Source organism: Rhodococcus sp. EPR-157, assembly GCF_001647195.1.
In the GTDB taxonomy this organism is placed as follows: domain Bacteria; phylum Actinomycetota; class Actinomycetes; order Mycobacteriales; family Mycobacteriaceae; genus Rhodococcoides.
Genome location: NZ_LVCV01000464.1, coordinates 1 through 20,008, shown reverse-complemented (window position 1 = coordinate 20,008; position 20,008 = coordinate 1). Strand labels below are relative to the sequence as shown.

The window sequence follows — 20,008 nt, the reverse complement described above, 5'->3', positions numbered from 1 at the left end:
CGACCACCCACGCCCGCAACCGCATCGATGCCCGACAACGCAACTCACACCCAACACGTCACCGAATCGGTGCATTCAGGATAAATTGATAGGCAAGGGTGTCGACCAGGAGCGGCTTCGGGCCGTTGTCACGGATCTTTCCAAAGTTGGTCTGTTGTGAGACAACACCCAAGCCGACGTAGACCTCCTCGGTCATTCCCGCCGCCCAGATCTTCGGAGATTCACTTCCCAAAGGGAGAACTGAAGAGGTCACAGGCGTTGTGGAACGTTGCGTCACCTGGGGTTCATCTTCTTCGCCGCAACTCACTACGGAGACCTGCATGATTGTAAACGCCCCAACTGCGGCGCAAACGTGAAGAAATTTCATTGCGTTGTTGGCCCTTCGATTCGTGCGTCACCGGCGTACCGCTGCGACCCGAGTTTTTCGTTACAGCGACCGCCCGAATCCTGGGTGTCGCCAGAAGTCGAAGACGTGATCCGCCGAATGCTGCCGGCCACCCTGCACACTGGCAGCTATGACGTCGACAGCGAACGCAGACAAGGCCCACGTACTTGCCGATGTGTGCACGGCGTTAACAAGCGGCGACAACGGACGTGCGGCCGATATTCTAGCGACTGACTACCCGTTCGTGTCCACCGCGAAGGCAGCTCGACGCTACACCGAACGACAAAGTCTGCGAGTGTTCTACCGGGATGGGTTCATCGACAGGTACAGCGGCGATCGTCTTGTACATCCCGGTGCATTGCGATTGCTTTCCGCAGTCTTGCCTGACCAATTTCCAGCCGACCCGCATTGGGCCATGGACAGAACCCACATCGGATTTTGGGAATTGTTCCCCTCCATTGACCATCTTGTTCCTGTTGCCCGGGGCGGCACCGACGACGACGCGAACTGGGTTACCACGTCCATGTTGCGGAACTCAGCCAAAGCCCATTGGACACTCGAAGAACTGGGCTGGTCCACGGTGCCGGCCGGCGACAGCACCAAATGGGACGGACTGTCGGCCTGGTTTGTCGACTACATGACCATCCACCCACGCCTACGCGACGCGCACCCATATCTGAGACGGTGGCTGTCCGCGACTGATGCGGTGCGGGGTGAGTAATAATCGCGCTCTGTCGTATGACGGCCGTAACCCGAACACCTTCCCGACAAGAACGCCATGCGAGACCTGTACGGCCGACTCCGGGAACTGGACGACGGACTCCCGCCGCTGGGAACCACCAACCTCATGAAGCTGCACTGCTGGGTGTAGGCGTCCAACTTCGACCTGACTGGACTATCCGTTCGCGAGGATCTCGAATCCGCAACACTGATCACCAACACAGAACCAGTCGATGGTGGGTTCTGACACCCTGAGGATCATGGCTACAGGACGAGGCTCTACCGGCGACAAGCGCGCACGCAAGGTCAAACAGCGACAGAAACGGCTCGCCGTACACGAATCCTCCCGTGAACAACACGCAGCACTGGTCAATGCCCGCGCGGGGGATCCGAACTACGTGCAGAAGCGTTTGAATCCCGATGGTGGACGTACTCTTTCGTGGACCGACGACACACCTGGCTCCGCTGAATTCATCGAGGCTCTGGCAGCGCAACGCCAGGCATTCGTCGACAAGTTCGGTCGCGAACCCGGACCCAATGATCCAATGATGTTCGACCCCGACAGCGACACACCTCGCGAAATTACAGAGGAAGCGATGCTCGCTGACATCGACAACTTGATCGAACGAGCGCACCAGGATGGACAGAACACCGCATACTTGAAAGCATGGAGGGACACCGGGTTCCTGGTCACCGAATCGAACCAGCATCTGTTCTCCGCTGCCGATCTCGATCAGTGGAACGACGCTGTCGATCATCACTGGGATCCGTCATTCGATCACGACCGGTGATCTCGTCGCTTGCGGGGTGCCGCCGAGGTGGCGGGTGCGTCGGCCCTGTGAGTTCGAGTACAGGAACTCCGACGAGAGCGACGAAGATCGAAAGCCGGGGTTTCCCTAGCCAGCGGCTATCGCTGAGACCACGTGTTCGGCTCCGACGACGTCTGCTCCACCATCGCACGCTCGCGCCAAGGCATCCTGAAGAACACTCAACTCCCGGCGGACGCTGCGATCGGCACCGTAGTGATCGAAGAGCCTCCTCAATCCGTCCTCGTCGACGACTTCACCCCGGCGGATGCTCGGATCTCCTACGGCGTTTCGAGCGCGTTTGGTGACGATCCGCCCCAGCATTCTGTGATCGGCCAACGTGGGCAACGTGATTCGTGTGTGGAGAAATTCACGCGCTTGCTCGTAGTGAGGGTTGCTGACGTACTCGTCGTGCACTGCGATGACACACGCGGCCGGCAGCCGCTCGGCGATCATTCTCAACGTCGGGCCGAAGAACAACGCGATCCGCGGCTCCGGATCGGTACCGATGCCCGGACGGCGGATCCACTGGTCCGTGTCGTCGAGCACCAGCGTCGGCACCAGGCCGCTGTGCGAGATCAACTCCAGAACGCGAACAGCTTGTTCGAGAACCTCCTCCCCCTGCAGAGGTTCGTTCACCACGCTGCCGAGCTCGATGCCAAGATTTCCCGCCAGCCACGGCAGTCCGGCGCCGACGGAAACCTTGACCGGACGCCGAGAAGCACCGCGCACCTCGCGCGCGACCTTCTGCACGGCTTTGTTTTCTTCGAGCCGCCTGGCGATGGTGTTGACCAACAGCCTGGGGAATTCGGCCGGGTCGGAGATCAGGGAATCGGTTTGCATGCCGAGTCTAATCCTCAGCGCCGCAACATTTTCGGCCTGTTGACCGTTCAACACGAACTCGGTGATCGACGACTTCCCGGAGCCGCTGGCACCGATGAGGGCCACCCGTTCACGACGCAGAACAGCTGCAACGAAGCGTTGTTCGTACTCACCGCCGGTGCTGTCCGTGAGGCTGTCGAACGGAACATGTACCTGGGACATGCGGTCCGGGGTGGGAGTGGGATCGAACGCTTTGCTCTCTCGCAACCGGCGCAGCAGGTCGGCACTCATGTCGCTGTCTCCGATTCGGTTTCGCGTAGCCGCATCCACTCCGCGGCCGGAGTCAGCTCGTACACACGTCGAGGTCTTCCCGGTCCGGATGACACTTCGCTGCTCCGTACCAAGCCGTTTTCGTCGAGCTGCTTGAAGACCTGCACCGCGCGGGGACGTGACCACCCGAGTGCCGCGAGGAGGTCCTCGTCGGATGCGCTCACTGTGCCTCGTGCCTTCAATTCGGCCGCCAGCATCGACGCAGAGCGACCCAGCGCGTAGATGGCAGCGTCTCTGGCTCCGATGGCCTGTGCGTTGGCGTCGTAGGACTCAGGGTCTTGCATGAAGTTTCGTAGGGCCCCCACCAAATCGCGGGGATTCCCTCCAACTACGTCGGCCAACATCTCCCCCACCGACGACGGATCGACTCCGAGCCGACGAGTGACCAGCTCGATCGTCGCCGCCGGTGACAACGGACCCAATTCGACGATCTTCTCGAAGAACGCGTCAGCCGGCGGCGTCAGCAGTCCAGCGCGATCGTTCTCACGCACCGAGACCACCCACAGGTACCCCGTCGACCACACCTCGTCGCGGTACTGCCCGAACAGCGCATGGCCTGCTGCAGCGGTGACGTCATCGACGATGATGACCGGAAACAGTCGCGTCCCCGTCGGCTCGGCTCCGTCGTCGCTCTCCTCCGCCCACCGCTTGTGTGTGTCGTCGACGAACTGCTGTCGGTGGTCGGTCAAGGTTCGCAACAGCGCGTCGGGGCCGTCGTTCTCGGCCGCCGGCGTGCCGGTCACGGTCTCGACGATGCGGGCCAGCAATGTCCGGCCGTCAGCGATGCCCTCCACCCGGACGTAGGTCATCGGAAAGTCGCCTTCTCTGCGTGCACCAGTGAAGGGAGATCTGCTGTCGAGCTGCAGGTGGCGTAATAGCGAGGTCTTGCCCGATCCCCGATCGCCTGTCAAGAGCACGTTCAGCTCGGCGTTCAAGGCGGCCCAAATGGCAGACAACTCACTGCCCCGGCCCACGAAGAGTTCCGCGTCGACGGGGTTGTCGAGCAACGGGCGCGCACTGGTCTTCATGCCCCTTACAGTACTTACTGTAAGTTTCGTAAGCAAGATGTGCGGACGATCAGTTGGTGACCAGTACCTGCAGCTCGCCGACTCGGACGTCGGTGGTAGCTGTGGCGGTGGTGGGTAGGGTTCCGCCAACGACCTGGCCCGGCAGAACCGCGGTCCACGTCACAACCCACGCGGACGTCACGGACACCTTGAAGGTGCCGCCCGGTTCGAGATTCGATGCTTTTTGGAGGAAGTGGTTGCAGGTCGGCGACGGCAGGCCCAGGGCGACGTCGGTGTACGGGACCGAGGTCACCGGGCACAGTGGGGGCAGGGTGGGGAGACCGTCGCCGTAGTTGACGATGAGTCCGGTATTGACTGCGTTCATATTGATCGTGACTGCCCCGGTGGTGACGGTCCTGTTGATCGGACCGACAGTGGCTTCCCTCGGGTTCGCAACCCAGATCCAGCTGTTCATCCCGACCAGACCGGTGCGACCGCCAGGGCTGTTTGCGGGTTCCGGAACGATGCCGATGTCGATGGGTTCGACCTGGAGCGCGGTGACCGCGGCGTTGACCAGATTTGCTACGTCGATCACAGCAGGTGGGGTACCGGGAATGCCGGTGTCCGGCAACTGAACACAGTTGGTGATACTCAACCCGGCGCACGCGTCGAGCTGCCCCTGTGTGATGACTCCGAGGGTCCCGTCCGGTTGCGGGAAAAGCGCCTGTTGAGGTCCGCTCGGTGCGGGCGCACCTCCCCCGCCGCCGAATGACGCAGACTCGCCTCCAGGGATCGATGTGCCGGCACCTGAACTCGGGCCGACGCCCGCCGAGGGAGACGGCACAGTCGTGTAGCTGCCCTGCACTATGACGGTCTGTCCACCGGCACGACTACCCAGTACATCTGCGCTTGCGCCACCCGCACCGGGTTGCGCCGTCGCGTAGGGCGCAGTCAGGGTCATGGTGACAGCGAGTGTCGTCGCATAGAAAAGACTCCGCACCACCGCAGTTCGGTGAAAACTACTGTTCTGCACAACATCTCCCGAGACGAATGCGAGCGCGGACAAGCGGGGACACGACTAACTGGTGCAAGTATCGGTCTTCACGGTGGTCTGACTGGTTACACGCCACCCGGAGGAGTCGGGCCATGCCGCGTTCCTAACGGTGATCTGAGCTGTTTCGAACTGACCGCGGTCCGGCAGAGTCGCCGGAGTTCCATCCGGGAACGTGGTGATCCAACCGGAGATGTCGGTGCAGGTCACTGTCTTCACCCACGCTCCGTCCGGAGACGGGACGGGGTTGCCATCCGCATCCTTCGGAGCCGACAGATCCGTGACAGTCGAGTTGACGACGGCGATCGCTCCGGTGCTGGTGATGCCTTGCGATCGACGGAGCAGAATATCTGCCTTGTATCCCTCCGAGACCGGTCCGCCTGCCACCCGATCAAGTTCCTCCACCGGTGTCGCCGGGTTGGCTTCGATTGCTCCCTGGGCCGCATAGAACTCCGCGACCTTGGCTACAGCGCTGTCGGTGGCTTGCTGCTCAGGGGACTTGTCGACCCCCGCTGGGCCCGTGAGGACCGGCTGGGTGCTTGTCACCGGCGCTGCCTCCGTGTCGCCGGTTCCGCATGCGACGCTGATGCTCGCCGCGGCGACTACCGCGAGGACTGCCGCGCCTGTACGGCGTCGTGTGCTGATCATCGTTGACCCCCTATGTTGATTCCCCGTGCGTACTTCTGCGACGACGGTAGCGGCGCGGCTGCTGCGACAGTAACTCGCTCACCGGACACTTCGGACACTTCGACTGACCGCTTCTTCATCAACTCGCTATAGCTCCGATCCGATAGACGCGATCGCCGCCGTTGTGGAACTGCGAGAGCGCTCGCAGGAGCTCGTCTGTCTCGGGTTCGGGATCGACGTCGATATCGGCGAGGTTTGCGAGCATCTGGTCTATCAGTTCTTGGGTGGTGCTGATTTCGTCGCTCCCGTGGGTGGCGATGATTGCGAGTCGCCACAGTCCCTCTCTGTAGGGTTCGACCGCAATGCCTCGATTTGCGGCTGTGAGCGCTGCTGCAAGATCTCCGGTCTTGATCTGTCGAGTAGCGAGCTCCTCCAGCGCATCAGTGAGCGTTGAGATCATGTGCTGCTGCAGGTTTCGGGCCCAACCGTATCGATCTGCTCTGGTCCCGGCGAACGGTTGACCTGTGACCAGCTCAGCGGCGGCGCGCAGTTCGGCATCGGACGCTGCCGACGGTGTCGTATCGATCAGTTGTTGCCAATAGTCCCAGTCCGACCGCACGTCTGGGTGCAGTCGGTAGCCGGTGCGGCCTGTGCGGTCTCCGTGCTTCGGGAAGGCCTGGTCGCCGCCTTCTGTCTCGCCTAGCCAATTCCGAAGGCGGGACAGGTAGTTCTGGCGACGCGTCGCCTTCTTCTTGGGCTGCTCCTCAGGAGGGAGTTTGTCGAAATTGTCTGCAGGCCAGACTTTTTTGTCGATCGAGTCATGTTTGATACCGGGATGGATCGAGAGTAGTGCTGCGATTTCGGTCAGCAACACTTCCCTACCATCCTTGGGAGGTTGCCCGGAGAGCGTGGTCACGGACGGCTTACCGAGGACATGAAGCCAAAGATGTCCCGAACCAGGGACATCCGCCGCAGCGGGTGTCTCGGGTGCGTTCTCATCCACAAACGCTTCCGGGGGCGTCCAGTATGTGGCATCAGGGGCGTAGGACGGGATGTCGGTCGGGTCGAGGGACGTGTCCGGGGTGTTGATTCTTCCCAGGACAAATCGATCTGTGTCATCAGGCGTAGTCACCGTGTCCAGGTATGCAAGGGCGTGATCCGGGGTCGAGAGCTCGGCGTCGACTTCCGCTGCAGCCCAATGGTCGTACATGGACGACTCGGTAGGAATCGACGGTTGAGTCGCTGTCGAGAGGTATGCGGTGATCCCTGCATATTGCTCGGCCTTGAGGAACGCTGGCTGGAAGGTGAAACCGCCCTCCGCATCGTGTTTGACCAATCTCGCAACGTTGCGGTCGACGATGTCGAGCTTCCAAGCGGCCGACGAAACTTCGGCGGAGGGCGTCACCGCCGCGAAGGCCACTCTCGGTGTGGAGGAGAGGATTTCATCGAGCCAATGCTGCTGTTCAGGGGTCAAACGCTCTGCGACGAGGATGACCTCGGGTGCGGTCATCTCGCTGGTCTCGTAGATGGAACGCGCCTCAGCGACGCTATCGATGTGCTGCTCGACGAAGGTGTCCTGATCACGCTTCGCTTGTCGGGCGAGTCGGGCGAGCACGTCGTCCGGATTGTCTACGTATTCGATCCGGCCGTTGCCGAACAGCTCTGGAAGCTCGTGACCGAAACCGATCAGCGTCAGATGCAGGTTGTCTGCAAGTGGAGATTCGACGAGTTCCAAAGCCAGCGCTTGCAGAGCGCCCAAGGCGTGATCCGGACGTGCCGAAATTGACAGATGGCCCAGTTCTTCGAGGTTCAGGAGAAATTGAGTGTTGCCATCGGCGGAGCCGAGAGTGACGAGGGCGGGATAAGGGCTGACGGAAGTGGAGGCGGGGGCAACACGAGCGTCGAAGGGCAGCGTCCAGGCCCCAGTGTCGGCGGATTTGATCCACGGTGCGGGCAGGCTCGGATCATCCAGAGTCACCAGCTCCACGGCATCGGTGCCAACAAAAACACCGAGAAGGGCCGGCAACGGCTTGCTCGTCAATCGAGCTTGTTCGGCGACGACCCGGAGGGCAGCGTCGAGACGGAGCAGGACGGTGTCGTCAGCAGCAGAATGGATTTGCTCCTCCACGAGAGCCCCCGGCCCTGTGGTCTCTGGGATCCGTTCTCCTCTTCGCCGGCCGTGCTGCTGGCGGTGTCGACGTAGGCCAAATGCCCCGGCGAGGCCAACTGCCGCCAGGGCTGAAATTCCGAGCCACAGGGTGCTGTTCTCGTTCTGAACGTCGTCGCTCGGGCTGGCCGCTGCCTGGATCTGGACCTGTTCATTGCTTCCAGAAGCCAGTGGAATTGCCGCGGGTACAGGAGCGGGAGCAACCGTCGCGGGCACGGCCGGCGGCGCTTGCTCGGCAGGTGCGGGCACGGCAGGTGCGGGCACGGCCGGTGCGGGCACGGCCGGTGCGGGCACGGCCGGTGCGGGCACGGCCGGCGGCGCGGGAGCGGGATCGGCCACCGGCGCTTGTTCGGCGGCAACCGGCGCCGGTGCTGGTTCGGCCGCAGGCACAGGTGACGACACGCTGTTCAGCTCGATACCGAAGATCTTCGCCGCGGCCGCTGCGGCCGCCGCGGCTTCTGTTTGGGTCTGTTCGTCTCCCCCTGGGACCATCTCTGCTTGTTCCGGTACATCGGTACCAGCGAGTGCGGGCAGAGGAGGCACTGTTTCCGGCTCAGCAACGGACGCAGCCTCAGGGGCGGACGCAAGCGCAGGCGCGGCAACGGGGGCGGGTTCGACAACAGGGGCGGGCTCAGCGACAGGAGCCTCGGTCGCGGTTCCGGGTGCGGCTACCCCGATTTTCAGTTGCTGTCCCTCGTGAATTGTCGTCAAAGTAGACGTTCCGTCGACGTTGACTATTTCCGCATAACGATTTCCATCGCCCAGGTATCGCTCAGCGATCGTCCAGAGACTGTCACCCTGTTCGACGGTATATGCGCCCTCGACCGGGTTCGGTGCGGCAGCCGGAAGGCTCAGTTGCCAACCGGGCTGAAGCCACCCGTCGTCCGTGATCACGTCGGCATTGAGTTGCTTGATCTCTTGGTAGCGAAACCCATCGCCGAGGTGTTCTTCTGCCAGCTTCCAGAGACTGTCTCCGCGTTGAACCGTCACGGTCTCTGCGATAGAAGGCCGTGCCGGGTGTTGCGCGGGATGGAGCTGTTGTTGTCTCTCAACCGTCACCGGGGCCGAGTGGGCGGGCGTGGTCAGGGCCGGCGATGCGCTGGCGGTCAGCGGTTGAGCAGTTGCTGTGCCTGCGGTGATCAGAAGGAGGGCACCGCCGATGAGAACGGATGCACCTCGTTGTTGGAGTCCTAGTCCGCGCAATCGAGGGGGCTTGATCCCGCGAAGTGCTGCGCACAGTTCGATGATGATGCTGAAGGCGAAGCTGAGCCATGCGAGCCAGCCGATCCAGGTGACGAATCCAAGAAACAGGTATCCGTCGTCTTGTTCGGTCAGCGCAGTCTTGATCTGATCGATATCCGGCAGCGCGCTGGGGATCGGGTTTCCTCGAAATGCCCACAGCGCAAGCGGTATTCCTACGACAAGGGCAAATGTGACAAGGAGGTAGATCAGCCCGGTCAACCGGCGTCGGATCGTGGTCATCGTGTTGCCCTTTCCGACTGCAGCAGGGTGGCCGAAGTTGCGCAGGTTCCCGCCGTGGGCGACCACGCCGCGTCCTTCGTCACCGGGTTCGGGGCGCGGAAGTACTGCGCGTCGTCGTTCACGTGTGGGGTGTTCATGGAAGGCCAGGCACTCCGAGGTTGGTTCGGTTCAGGTTGACGGTTGCAGTTCCGATGATCTGTTGCGGGCCAACTCCGATCAAACCGAGAACGCGGGGTTGATACACCGTTGTGGTGGTGATCAGGAGGGTTGTCGGCCCGGTCGGGACAACTACTCCGGGAATTCCTGCGGCCGCGAGGTACTTCGTTGCACTTAGTTGTGCGGTCAGCGGGTTGACTACAACGCTGGTTCCGCGGACCGCGAGGGGTTCGATGACGGCTTGACCGGCACCGCGTGCGGCTTCCTCCGCTACCTGTTCGGCTCGTTGTTTAGCCTGTACTTTTCCTCCGCCGTCGACGACGAGGCCCATCATGATCAGGAGGGCCATAGCTGTGATGACACTCCACATCGCAATTGTTCCGGCGTCCTTGTGGGTGTCGTGGCGGGTGCGGGCCGTGATGGCGCGGCGTAGCGCGGTTGTCATCGAATTCGCTCCCTGTAGGTGTCGATGGGCGAGACAGCGGTCGCTGTGATGGTGCGTGAGCCCATGATCTGTGGGAATCCGAGCGCGTCGAGTGACACGACGCAGGTGACGGTGGCTGATACCGAGGCGGTGACTCCGGGGCGTGTCCGGAATCCACTGAGATCGGTGCCGACGTTGAGGACGCTGCACGTCAGGCCTCGAGCTTCCAGGTCGTTGCGGGCTGCAGTTTGTGCGTCGGGGGCGGCGGCGAACGCCGTTCGCGCGATCGAGGCGGTCCGTGCGGCCTCGTTTGCTGCGTGTTCGACCTTTTGGTGCGCTTGGGCGAGCACACCGAAGGTGACGATGAGGGCGATCATCAGAAGTGTTGCGGGCGCGACTATCACGGTCTGTAGAGCAGATCCTCGATCGTCGGTTCTCATCAGGTGGAGCTGGCCCGACAGCGCTGCGATGCCCATCATCGGGTACCTGGGGTGGTGACTCGTTCGACTGGGAGTGTCTCGCTGACGTTGATATCGAGGGGGAAGAATGGGATGAGTCGGATCGGCTGTCCGATGATTTGGACGGTTGCATCCCGTAGTCCTCGGTTGACGACGATGACGGGAGCGCGCAAGGTCGTCGGGCCGGCTGTCGAGGCGAAGGCGTATCCGGCCGCGGTGCCGGCGGCAGAGCTACCGAACTGTGAACGGGCTTGTCTCAGAGCCTCTTCCCCTGTCGCGATTGCCACTGTCCGGGCGTGGGCATACAGTGCCGCCTGGATTGCGATAAGGAAAAGCAGCAGGACGACCCCGAATACGACCACAGTCTCCAGTGCTGCGCCGCGATCATCCCTGTTTGCACGACGCCACCAATCTCGAAGAGATCCTGGTGTAGCAGTGTCCATCATCGTTGTCCCCCTGACTCGTTGGGCGAGCAGGTCGACCTACTGGATCTGGGAGAGGTAGCGCTGTCCGACGACCGTGATGCCTGCGACGATCAGAATAGCGAGCAACACCAGGCCGGCGGTGATGATGACTGTTTCCATGCTGTAGCCCCGGTCGCTTTTGCGGCCGCCAGCGCGTTCTACGATCCGGGTGTAGGTAAGCGTCGCCAGCAGGAAAAGCGCGGTTGCTCTCGCGGTGAGTCGGTTGACTGCGGTACGTGGTGTGGACATGTCCTTGGTTCCCCTTCGATGTGGTTCATGTACAACTGTGACGATAGAGCTGGATGATGGTCACCATATCGGCGGCGGCGACACGACGAGCATGTCAAATGCCCGGATGCAGTGTTATTGCTGCTCACGTCGGTAGTTGAGCGTTGAATTCATTCCACCGCAGTAGATTTTGGACTTTCAGACGCCCATGATGTTCACCGCCGCAGGTACGAGCAGCATGATCATGAACAGCACCGCGAGAGCGCCGAGAGGGGCGTCCATCTTCTTCGTTCTCGCCCCCGCTTCGCCTTGCTCCTTCGCAAGCAGTGCACTGCGCAGTGCTCCGGCACGAGCGGCGAGGGTATCGGCGACGCTTGCACCTTGGTCGCCGGTGTAGGTCATGATGTCCGCGAGGTCGCCCAGTTCCGGTAGCGCCAGCTCTGCTGCAAGGTTCGACAGGGCTGCCCACGGTGCTTGTCCGGCCAGGGATGCTTTCTGTAGTTCGGCGTCGAGGCGGAGGAACACCCAGCTGTCCCCCACTGCTGCAGCGCGTTCGAGACTCTGGAAGGCGGCGACACCGCCGCTCCTGTTCAGGGCGACGAAGTCGATGAATGCGGCGAGGGCTCTGGTGAATTCCAGTCGTGCGCTTGCTGCGCGTGTTCTCGCATCGGCGTCGGGGGCGAAGAAACCTACGATTGCGATCAGTAGAGATCCTGCAACAGGGAACACGAACGGCACTGTGAGTCCGAACAGGGCGAGCAATCCCAGGCCTATGGGCACGATCACCAGACCGAGTGCGGCAGAGAGGATTTTGTCGCCGACGAACTTCTGTGGGCTTTCTCGGAGGATGGCCAGATCTGCTGTGGGGATCTTGAACCATGCCTGTGATCGCAGCCGCGGGTAGACGCGGGCGCCGACTCGGTAGGACAGTGCGTCCGCTCCTGCGAGGTCCGCACCGGTGTCCGTGTCGACGTTGTACGGTTCCGGGCCGGCACCCGATAGCCGCTCCATGGCGTCGCCGAGTGCGGGATCAGCTGGAAGCAAGCGCAGACCTACGAGAATGAGCCCGAGTGTGGCTATCGCGGCGAGTGCTATTGCCCAGAAATGGAAGGTGCTCATGCTGCGCTCCTCGTACGGGCGTTCTTGGCCGCGTCGCGGTCGTGGGTGCCGATGAATCGCGGATACTTGATCGGCAGGGTGTAACGCCTCATCCATCCGAGGACGAGGCCGAAGCCGATGAATTCGAGGAAGAGGACCGGCTGGAACAGCGGTTGCTTGTAGGGGTCCATGTAGCTGGTGAACAGGAACAACCCCGAGATGAGCGTAACCGTGATGACTGTGACCCACCGCGCGGTGGTGCGCGGCCCTTCCCGCTCTGCTTCGGATGTTCTGCGGTTGCGCACGTTCTCCGCCACCGACTCGGAGAGGCGTTTGAGCGCTGCGGTGAGGCCGGATCCTCGGAGGCGCGCGGCTTGCCGGAGTGCTCCCACGACATAGTCACCGGTCGAGTCATCCAGGTCGTCCGCGAATTTGAGTAGTGCTTCGTCGATGTGGACGTTGCCGCGAAGCCGGGTGATGAGGCTGGTGATCTCCGGCCGAAGTGCTTCGGGCATGCCTCGGTGGGTGGCGATGATCGCCTGTTCGAGGCCGGACCCTGCCGCCAGCACCCCGGTGAGGTTTCTGACCCACTCTTCGAGCGCATTGAGTCGGTCGATGTCCTCAGCCGCTGCGGACGTTCCGAGGAGATACGGGACGCCTACTGCGGCGATGGGGATGATCGGGAACAGGACGAACCAACCGCTGACGAGCCAGGCGATGAGGCCGACGGCGGTTCCGAGCGTGAACAGGATTTTGGTCTGCCTCGGGATGCGGGTATGAGGTGTGCGATTGCGGCTCGGCGCGGTGAGATCGCGGCGGTCTCGAAGACCGTTGAAGAAGAACCAGATTCCTGCAGCGAAGAGGATTACGAGCCCGACTGCTGTGAAGGTGTACATCAGCGTTCACCTCCGATGATGGTGTTGACCGGGATCTGGTTGGGGCTGAATCCTCCGGCGTAGAGCTTGCGGAGCAGCGCAGGTGGCAGGGTTCCGTATTCGCCTGTGCCGTCGGATCTTCCGTCGTAGATCTTGCTCACTGCGGGCATGGCGTTCTCGCCTGCTTCGATGTGAATGACCTCGCTGACGAAGCGCACTTGTCGTCGCTCTCCGTTCGCTGAGAATTCGTAGTCCGTCTGCAGTTGAATGATGATGTTGATGTGGTGTGCGACCTGCCGATAGGCGTACTCGGTGGGAACTCCTGCTTCGAGCGCGCAGGTGACGAGTCGGTCGACCGCTCCGGCCGCGGTGTAGGCGTGGGTTGTGCTCAAGGATCCTTTGGCCATCTGCATTGCTTTGAACATGTCGATGATCTCGCCTCCGGCGACCTCGCCGACGATGACACGGTCGAGCTGCATTCGGACGAATTGGTACAAGATGTCGGACAGCGTGGTGGCACCGCGGAGCGCTCCGGTGAGTTCGTTCCGCTCCCCGCCGCCGGTGATTGCTTCTGCTGCAACCACGTAAGGCTCACGGCCGTCCAGCTTGTCGAGGAAGAGCTCGTACTCGGTTTCTGCCGTTCCGATTCTTGTCTGCATCGGGAGGCAGTTGGCGAGGGCTCGTAGGTTCGTGGTTTTGCCGGACCCCATCGGTCCGGAGATGACGACGGATGCGCCGCCGATCACGGCGGCACTGAGGATTTCTGCCAGCAGCTGCGGCATGACACCCATTTCGACCATCTTGTCGATGGTGACGTCTTTGTGCCGGTGCATGCGGATGGCGATGCTCGGATGTCGCACCGAGTAACCCATCGCAGACAATCGGATGTCCCCGGGGAGGTTGAGGCGGAGGTTGGGGTTCACTTGGGAGAACGGGCGTCCACCGCCGGGGGCGCGCTGGGCAAGGTTGGTGAGCCAGTCGTAGAGTTCTTCGTCGCTGTCTGCGATCGGTGGACGTGTCTCTAGGCTTCCGTCGGGGTACATCACCAGGACGTGGTCCCCGTTGATGAGGATGTTCTCGACGTTCGGGTCATCGACAAGCGGTTGGAGGGGTCCGAGCCCGAACAGGGTGTCGAAGACCGCTTTGGCCAGCGTCTGTTCCTGCTGGACGCTGAGCTGTTCGTGGCCGGTGTCGATAGCTGACTGCACTTCGCCACTGACCAGATCCATGACGATCTGGCGACCCATTTCGCGTTCTTCGTCGGGCGTCATGGCGATGACGCCCAGCTCGGGGTTGAGCGCTTCTTCGGCCCGCCGGGTCTTTCGGCGCGAGAGGACCTCTGAGGCCTCTTTGGTCAGGCGCTTGACCAGCTGGTGATCGGTCCGCACGAGTTCCGATCGATTCGATGCGAAAGACGAGGGCGAAGTGAATGGGACTGTCTCAAGGCGCTGGGATTCCGTGTGCCGTCCGGCCGCAGCAAGCAGACCTGCGGAATGGGATCCGCGATGCCCGATTCCGTATCGGGACACCTCGTTGTCGACGTCGCCGATGATCACCGGATCGGTGGCGAACATGGGAAGGTCTGGCAGGGCAGTTTGATCGTCGTACTCGAATTCGATGTCGTTGGTCATGCGTTGTGTCCCCCGATCTTTCGGCTGATCACGCGGGTTGTGAGGTGTATGGGGAATCGCTCAGCCATGCCGGCTTGTGCGTCTCCTCGAAACGTTCGATTTTCGACCATGTTCCGTCGATGGCGCGGAGGTAGTTCGATCGGCGACGTCGCCATTTACTGAGCGATGCCCCGTCGGAGAAGACTTGAGCGTGGATCGGAGATTCCGGAATCACCGCTATGACGTCCAGGCCGGTGACCTTCGCGGTTTCCGCGGCACTGTATGGCTCGGTGCCCCTCACGATCAGGCCTAAGCTGGCCGGAGATTTGGTCGCCTCCAGATGCTGACGTAGGGGTCCCAATCCGGCTCGAACTGCTGCTACTGACGTTCTCGTAGGTCTGAGCATGACGACAATTACGTCACTGTGACGAATCAGGTCCTGATGCCCGGACCTCAGATTGAGCCGCCCTGCGTCGACGAGGACGTCACCCTTTTTCGACAATTGCGCAAGGTGCGCCCCGAGAGGCCCCCAGGTGGACTTCATCGACTCCGCCTGAGCGGCGTTGACCAGGTTTGGCACGAACCACCCCTGCGGCTGCGTCGAACCCTGTCCACCGTCGGCGGGTCCGATCGGCAGCACTTGACGATGAAAAGCTGGTCCTATCTGCCCGTGGCGGTTGGGTTCGACCAGTTGGACGATCGAGCGATCGTGACGTCGGTTGGCGTGTAGATATCCGGCCAACGTCGCAGACGATCCGATTGGATCGGCCTCGACGTACATGATCCGAGTCGGATCACCGGTAAGAGTGATACCCAGTCCTGTTGTCGACACACCGGGCGAGCCCGAGATCGAAGTCAAGGTGACGAGCACAGGTCAGCGCTCCCTGGAATCAAGAACGATGGCAACACGATTGGTTGCAGCGCGGGCTGCGATCCAGCTCGCCTCGTCCTTCTTGACCAATACATCTACCGTCGTCTGCCCCGTCTCTGGAATATCTTTCACAGCGACGACCTGTGCATTGGCGACAACAGGGCCCTGAACTGGTGAATCGTCCTGATCACGAGGAGTGTCGACTATCCGGACGTTGTCGCCAGCCAGCAGTGGCTCCGCCGGCAGCTTGCCGACAGTGACCGTGATCCCGACCAAAGTATTTTCGCCACTTGGAATTACAGCATTGGTCACAGAGGACGGGTTCAACGCAGACCCGCTCTGCAGCGGAACAGCTGCGCTCTGTCCGACAACACGTCCTTTGTCCACGGCTGAGACAGTCGCGATTGTCGAGTCGCTGTTCACCTCGGCGGTCTTCAAGTCGTCCGCAGTGATGGTCTCCCCCTGCGGAACATCATGCGCAAGAACAAGAATAGTCGATGTTGCGCGCATTGCATCCACCAGAAACACCGCGCCCACGATGGCCACCGCCATGAGAGCGACTCCAACGATCCAATACGAGCGCCGGCGGCGCACTTTCGTTGTGGATACAACCTCGTTGAAATCGTGCCCAGGCTTGGGCGGTGCTCCTCCGGACGCCCGCGACTCCCCCACTGCGGCAGTCACCGCCTTCTCCTTGGTGGATCCGAAAATCGGCATATCTCAGTCACTTTCCGTTCTGGTCGTGTCCTCGGTGCCGAGGTGCGCTTTGAGCGCAGTTCCGATGAGATGGCTGCGAGAGCGCGCCTTGAACTCGTCCTTGAGTTGATCGATGATGACCCAGTCGTCCGAGTACAGGCCCACCGTCACCCCCTTCTTCTCGGCCTTCCTTTCCAACGGTTTGCTTCCTACGCCCCTGGCACGGAAGAGGCCTCCGCCGATCTTTCCTCCAGGGAACAACAGCTTTTCGAGATCAGCGTGAACGTCCTCGATCGCAGTGATGACCACCTCGCCGTGGGTTCGCCCAGTTCGTTTGCTCTCACGAGCAAGACCTTCTGCGATGTCGACAGCGAGGTGCACCGTGGACGGCACGATTGTGTCGTCGTGCTTTGATTCGGCTGCGCCCGAGGACGACTCACTTGATTGGACAGAACTCAACTCCACCACCTCCGCTGGTGTAGACCCTGACGGCATCTTCGGTGGCGGCGCGAAAGCAGGCCCGAGGGACTTGCGAGCAGCCGAGGGACTCCACGCGGTCGCGTCCTCGTTGCTGTCGATACTCACTCACGGTCCTCCCGACGTCCCGCACGGCTGCCGCAGAAACAATCGCGACGTACGAGATATACCGGCACCCATAGACACCCCGAACAACCCAACTCGACCCATCACCCCCGATATACGCGCCTCTTCGTACCTGTTTGGTCCGCCACTCCCCTGCGACCAGCACAGACTCTATTCGCATTGTCAGTCGATCGGTGATCCGACAAGATTCGATAACGATCCGATAACACGGAAGTCGAGGCCACGACAGCCGCCGGTGGAAGCGTCCCAGATCATCGACTGTCGATCAGCGAACATCGCACGACAGCGTCAGCACCTGCTCAGTGATCCGTGACAGTGGCTCACCTGATCGACACTTGAGTAGCGGACAAATCTCCTTGAGGTGGCAGTGACGACTTCTTTGCTCATTGGCTGGTTGTCTGCTGAGGGACATCCGACGTGCGCTCACATACTCACGATGTACCTATCATGCGTCCATGATGAATATCTGATGACCTACTGATGTTTCGTTGATACTGAATGGCTACCGCACCGATGTTCGGACAGTGATGGTTTACAGCGTCATACAACTGTGGCCGTCACCGTGGTGACACAAGAGCAGTTACCTGGGACCATCGCAGTATGAGCCTCACCGACACCGCTTTCGCGGGACCAGTCGATCCCGACCGGTGTCTCGAAGACCTTCGGTGGCACCGAGAGTTCCACCGCCAATCACAGTTTCGCTGGTGGGATAGCGAAGCTGTGCTGGTCGCGACCGAGTTCACCGGTGGCCGGGACAACTTCGAGACGATCACAGAACTTGCCGAGCTCGAACGCGATCGACTGGAGCTGGCTGACTACGCCGCCACCTGCCAGCGGGCCCTCGGCTCAGCACTCAAGCAAGCACGCACGACGCTGGGCCTGACGGACTGGACGTTCGCCGAGGACAATCTGGGCCTCACCGCCCGAACCTGCGAGCAGAGCAGCTACCTCGCGTCGTGGGCAGACCCGTTCGACCATAGGTGGGCGAGCAACCCGCAGGTCGATCGAGTACGTCGCTCCTGCGCCCGAATGATGTTCGGCAATCCCTTCATTCTCAGCTGGGAGCTCAGCCAACTGTGGACGTTGTACGAGGCGGCAGAAATGCTCCTCGAAGATGCCCTCGTCGACCTGTCGATCGAGCTCAGCAATTCGTGCTCACCCACCGCCCTTCTCTGGGCCACCCAGATGGCCTCATCAGTCGGGCTGGAGCACCGAATTGCTGATCAGCGCGAGCGGAGAGGGAACCCCGGAGACGATCGCAGACGCCCCCGGCAAAGCTTCACGACCGTACGCTGATGGTCTGCCGACTACCCACTCTGACCTGGTAACTCCCACCGGTCCTCGCGTACGAAATCGCACTCGTCTACGTACAACTCTTCCCACCTTTCCCTCCTAATTCCTCCGACTCCTCGCGGCACTCTGTGCACAGCTCCTCCCGGCCAGATACCTGATCGCAAACCCGCCGGTATTCGCACTGACCTTCGCGTAGGTCGTCGCTGACATATCCACACGCGACTACGCTGGGTACTACGCTTGCGTCCACCCGCTAACAACCGTGTAGACATTCGCACTGCTCCTCCCCTATATCCTCCCATCTAAATACCCGTCACAAATCCTGAACAGGTTCGCACAGAACTGCCCGTACTAATGTGCGTAGATCTACGCGTCGTTCACCGTGGTGCTACTCGCGGTTGGCTACGCTCAGAAACTCGCGGTTGGCTACGCTGAGTACGACGCATATAGTTACGCGTGAAGCTACGCATTTTGCAATGCGTATACGGACGCATATTGAACCGCACATATAGGCACGTAGTACTTCGCGAATATCATCGCTTGTCGTAACGCGTGCAAGTACGCGTGTACTTAAGCCCAGACGACCGCGTGTATCTCCGCGCTGTTCTAAGCGACTGCCATCGCGAAACAACGGGCGTTGACCTACGCGTTGTTCTGCGCGTAGTATTACGCATACAACCGTGCGGCACCACGCGCGGTGGGCAGCTGATGCGTTCGCAGTCATTCCACCCCCCACCCACCACAGCCCACGAGCCAGCACACCTCTCAGACAGTTGCGTGCTGACGCACAGGGGGAGCGCGCTCTTCACACTGACACCAGCTTCGGGGACGAAAGGAGTTCTTTCGATGGCGATACGAAATTCACTTGCTGTGACACAGGGCAAAGGGGGAGTGGGCAAGACCACCGTCGTCGCAAATCTCGCCGGACTCTTCGCGAACGCCGGTTACCGAGTCCTGGTCGGTGAGTTCGACCCGCAGGGCAACCTCGCACGCGACTTCGGGTACGAGCCGGTCGACGGCATGGCTCTGTTGTCGGCCCTGATATCGGGCAGTCCACCCCCGCTCCTGAAGGGAGTTCGAGAGAACCTCGACGTCATCCCTGCTGGAGCGGCTCTGGCAGACGTTGCGGGCATGATGTTGTCGCGAACCAGCCGCGGTGGAGAATCGCTGGGGCAGCTTCTCGGCAAGGTGCTCGCGCATGTTGCCGGCGACTACGACATAGTGCTCTTCGATACCCCACCCGGCGATGTGATCATCGTCGACGCAGTCCTGACGTGCTCTTCAGCAGTCCTGATCCCTACTCGGGCAGATGACGGGAGCTTGGACGGCCTCGAACGCGTCGCCGAGCGCTTCGCCCGAGCTCGGGAGAACAACCCCGAACTCAGGTTGGCAGGAATGTTGCTGTTCGCAATCGGTACGAGATCTGTCCGGCTGGAAGAGAGTGTGCGCGAGAGCATTTCCGAAGCCATACCCGGTCATATCGCACCGATATTCAAAACGACAATTCGCCACCTCGAAAGTGCGGCCGCCGACGCCCGCAAACACGGACTGCTGGCACACGAGCTCGAAGGTGCGACTGCCAGTGAGAAAAAGGATCGCTTGAAAGCGTTGCGGAAGAAAGAGAAACCAGCCAAGGGCCTGCTTAACAGGAATGCCACCGGTCTCGCCGAGGACTACGAGGCACTTGCCGCGGAAGTCCTTCACCGCATGGCCCAACTCGCGGACGAAGCCGCACAGACACAGGAGGTGACGTCGGTATGAGCGCAGCATCCACCGGGCGGAAGCGATCGAGCCTGGCTAACCAATTCGACAGTCCTGCTCCCCGGGGGGCGTCG

20 protein-coding genes are annotated in these 20,008 nt (G+C 61.4%); 4 read left to right on the top strand and 16 right to left on the bottom strand.

Annotated elements, in window-relative coordinates; genetic code table 11:
• Window positions 1-58: 58 nt before the first annotated feature.
• Window positions 59-367 carry a hypothetical protein gene (locus A2J03_RS21545; protein ID WP_068378080.1) on the bottom strand — a complete coding sequence of 103 codons (309 nt, stop codon included), beginning with the start codon at window positions 365-367 and terminating at the stop codon, window positions 59-61.
• A gap of 148 nt (window positions 368-515) precedes the next feature.
• Between A2J03_RS21545 and A2J03_RS21540 the strand changes: the two genes are divergently transcribed.
• Together A2J03_RS21540 and A2J03_RS21535 are read left to right on the top strand one after the other, a co-directional pair.
• Complete coding sequence (locus A2J03_RS21540) at window positions 516-1,106, top strand: HNH endonuclease (protein WP_068378078.1); 591 nt, start codon at window positions 516-518, stop codon at window positions 1,104-1,106.
• 259 nt (window positions 1,107-1,365) lie between these two features.
• Window positions 1,366-1,896: a hypothetical protein gene (locus tag A2J03_RS21535; protein ID WP_156520504.1), complete on the top strand. Its 531-nt coding sequence runs from the start codon at window positions 1,366-1,368 to the stop codon at window positions 1,894-1,896.
• Between the two features lie 105 nt (window positions 1,897-2,001).
• Here A2J03_RS21535 and A2J03_RS21530 read toward each other — a convergent pair whose 3' ends face one another.
• The 15 genes from A2J03_RS21530 to A2J03_RS21460 all read right to left on the bottom strand — a co-directional run bounded on the left by A2J03_RS21530 (window position 2,002) and on the right by A2J03_RS21460 (window position 16,862).
• Window positions 2,002-3,024: a hypothetical protein gene (locus A2J03_RS21530; protein WP_068378074.1), complete on the bottom strand. Its 1,023-nt coding sequence runs from the start codon at window positions 3,022-3,024 to the stop codon at window positions 2,002-2,004.
• Complete coding sequence (locus A2J03_RS21525; protein ID WP_068378071.1) at window positions 3,021-4,091, bottom strand: AAA family ATPase; 1,071 nt, start codon at window positions 4,089-4,091, stop codon at window positions 3,021-3,023. Before A2J03_RS21525 ends, A2J03_RS21530 begins: the two co-directional genes overlap by 4 nt.
• A 49-nt stretch (window positions 4,092-4,140) precedes the next feature.
• Entirely contained in the window at window positions 4,141-5,031 is an 891-nt protein-coding gene (locus tag A2J03_RS21520; RefSeq protein ID WP_068378088.1) for a hypothetical protein, read from the bottom strand.
• A 117-nt stretch (window positions 5,032-5,148) separates the two neighbouring features.
• Window positions 5,149-5,769, bottom strand: a complete 621-nt coding sequence (locus tag A2J03_RS21515) for a hypothetical protein (RefSeq protein ID WP_068378069.1) — start codon at window positions 5,767-5,769, stop codon at window positions 5,149-5,151.
• A 118-nt stretch (window positions 5,770-5,887) separates the two neighbouring features.
• A complete protein-coding gene (locus tag A2J03_RS21510; RefSeq protein ID WP_068378067.1) occupies window positions 5,888-9,463 on the bottom strand; it encodes a bacterial transcriptional activator domain-containing protein in 3,576 nt (1,191 codons plus the stop codon).
• A gap of 67 nt (window positions 9,464-9,530) precedes the next feature.
• Entirely contained in the window at window positions 9,531-9,998 is a 468-nt protein-coding gene (locus A2J03_RS21505) for a pilus assembly protein TadG-related protein (protein WP_068378065.1), read from the bottom strand.
• Window positions 9,995-10,456: a TadE/TadG family type IV pilus assembly protein gene (locus tag A2J03_RS21500; RefSeq protein WP_068378063.1), complete on the bottom strand. Its 462-nt coding sequence runs from the start codon at window positions 10,454-10,456 to the stop codon at window positions 9,995-9,997. Before A2J03_RS21500 ends, A2J03_RS21505 begins: the two co-directional genes overlap by 4 nt.
• Window positions 10,453-10,881 carry a hypothetical protein gene (locus A2J03_RS21495; protein WP_082897993.1) on the bottom strand — a complete coding sequence of 143 codons (429 nt, stop codon included), beginning with the start codon at window positions 10,879-10,881 and terminating at the stop codon, window positions 10,453-10,455. Before A2J03_RS21495 ends, A2J03_RS21500 begins: the two co-directional genes overlap by 4 nt.
• Window positions 10,882-10,917: 36 nt before the next feature.
• Window positions 10,918-11,148, bottom strand: coding sequence for a hypothetical protein (locus tag A2J03_RS21490; protein WP_068378061.1), 231 nt, complete (start codon window positions 11,146-11,148; stop codon window positions 10,918-10,920).
• A 177-nt stretch (window positions 11,149-11,325) separates the two neighbouring features.
• A complete protein-coding gene (locus tag A2J03_RS21485; protein ID WP_068378059.1) occupies window positions 11,326-12,246 on the bottom strand; it encodes a type II secretion system F family protein in 921 nt (306 codons plus the stop codon).
• Window positions 12,243-13,121: a type II secretion system F family protein gene (locus A2J03_RS21480; protein ID WP_068378057.1), complete on the bottom strand. Its 879-nt coding sequence runs from the start codon at window positions 13,119-13,121 to the stop codon at window positions 12,243-12,245. The genes A2J03_RS21485 and A2J03_RS21480 overlap by 4 nt, the downstream gene beginning before the upstream one ends.
• The gene (locus A2J03_RS21475) at window positions 13,121-14,731 is read right to left on the bottom strand and encodes a CpaF family protein (RefSeq protein WP_068378055.1); all 1,611 of its coding nucleotides are present in this window, start codon (window positions 14,729-14,731) and stop codon (window positions 13,121-13,123) included. The genes A2J03_RS21480 and A2J03_RS21475 overlap by 1 nt, the downstream gene beginning before the upstream one ends.
• Window positions 14,732-14,759: 28 nt before the next feature.
• Window positions 14,760-15,581 carry a hypothetical protein gene (locus A2J03_RS21470; protein ID WP_068378053.1) on the bottom strand — a complete coding sequence of 274 codons (822 nt, stop codon included), beginning with the start codon at window positions 15,579-15,581 and terminating at the stop codon, window positions 14,760-14,762.
• A gap of 3 nt (window positions 15,582-15,584) precedes the next feature.
• A complete protein-coding gene (locus A2J03_RS21465) occupies window positions 15,585-16,298 on the bottom strand; it encodes an SAF domain-containing protein (protein WP_068378051.1) in 714 nt (237 codons plus the stop codon).
• A 3-nt stretch (window positions 16,299-16,301) separates the two neighbouring features.
• Window positions 16,302-16,862, bottom strand: a complete 561-nt coding sequence (locus A2J03_RS21460) for a hypothetical protein (protein WP_156520503.1) — start codon at window positions 16,860-16,862, stop codon at window positions 16,302-16,304.
• A 618-nt stretch (window positions 16,863-17,480) separates the two neighbouring features.
• On the opposite strand from A2J03_RS21460, the gene A2J03_RS21450 reads away from it, so the two are divergent.
• Both A2J03_RS21450 and A2J03_RS21445 read left to right on the top strand, forming a co-directional pair.
• Complete coding sequence (locus A2J03_RS21450) at window positions 17,481-18,176, top strand: hypothetical protein (RefSeq protein ID WP_068378047.1); 696 nt, start codon at window positions 17,481-17,483, stop codon at window positions 18,174-18,176.
• A gap of 843 nt (window positions 18,177-19,019) precedes the next feature.
• Entirely contained in the window at window positions 19,020-19,934 is a 915-nt protein-coding gene (locus A2J03_RS21445; RefSeq protein WP_068378045.1) for a ParA family protein, read from the top strand.
• The last annotated feature ends 74 nt before the right edge of the window (window positions 19,935-20,008 follow it).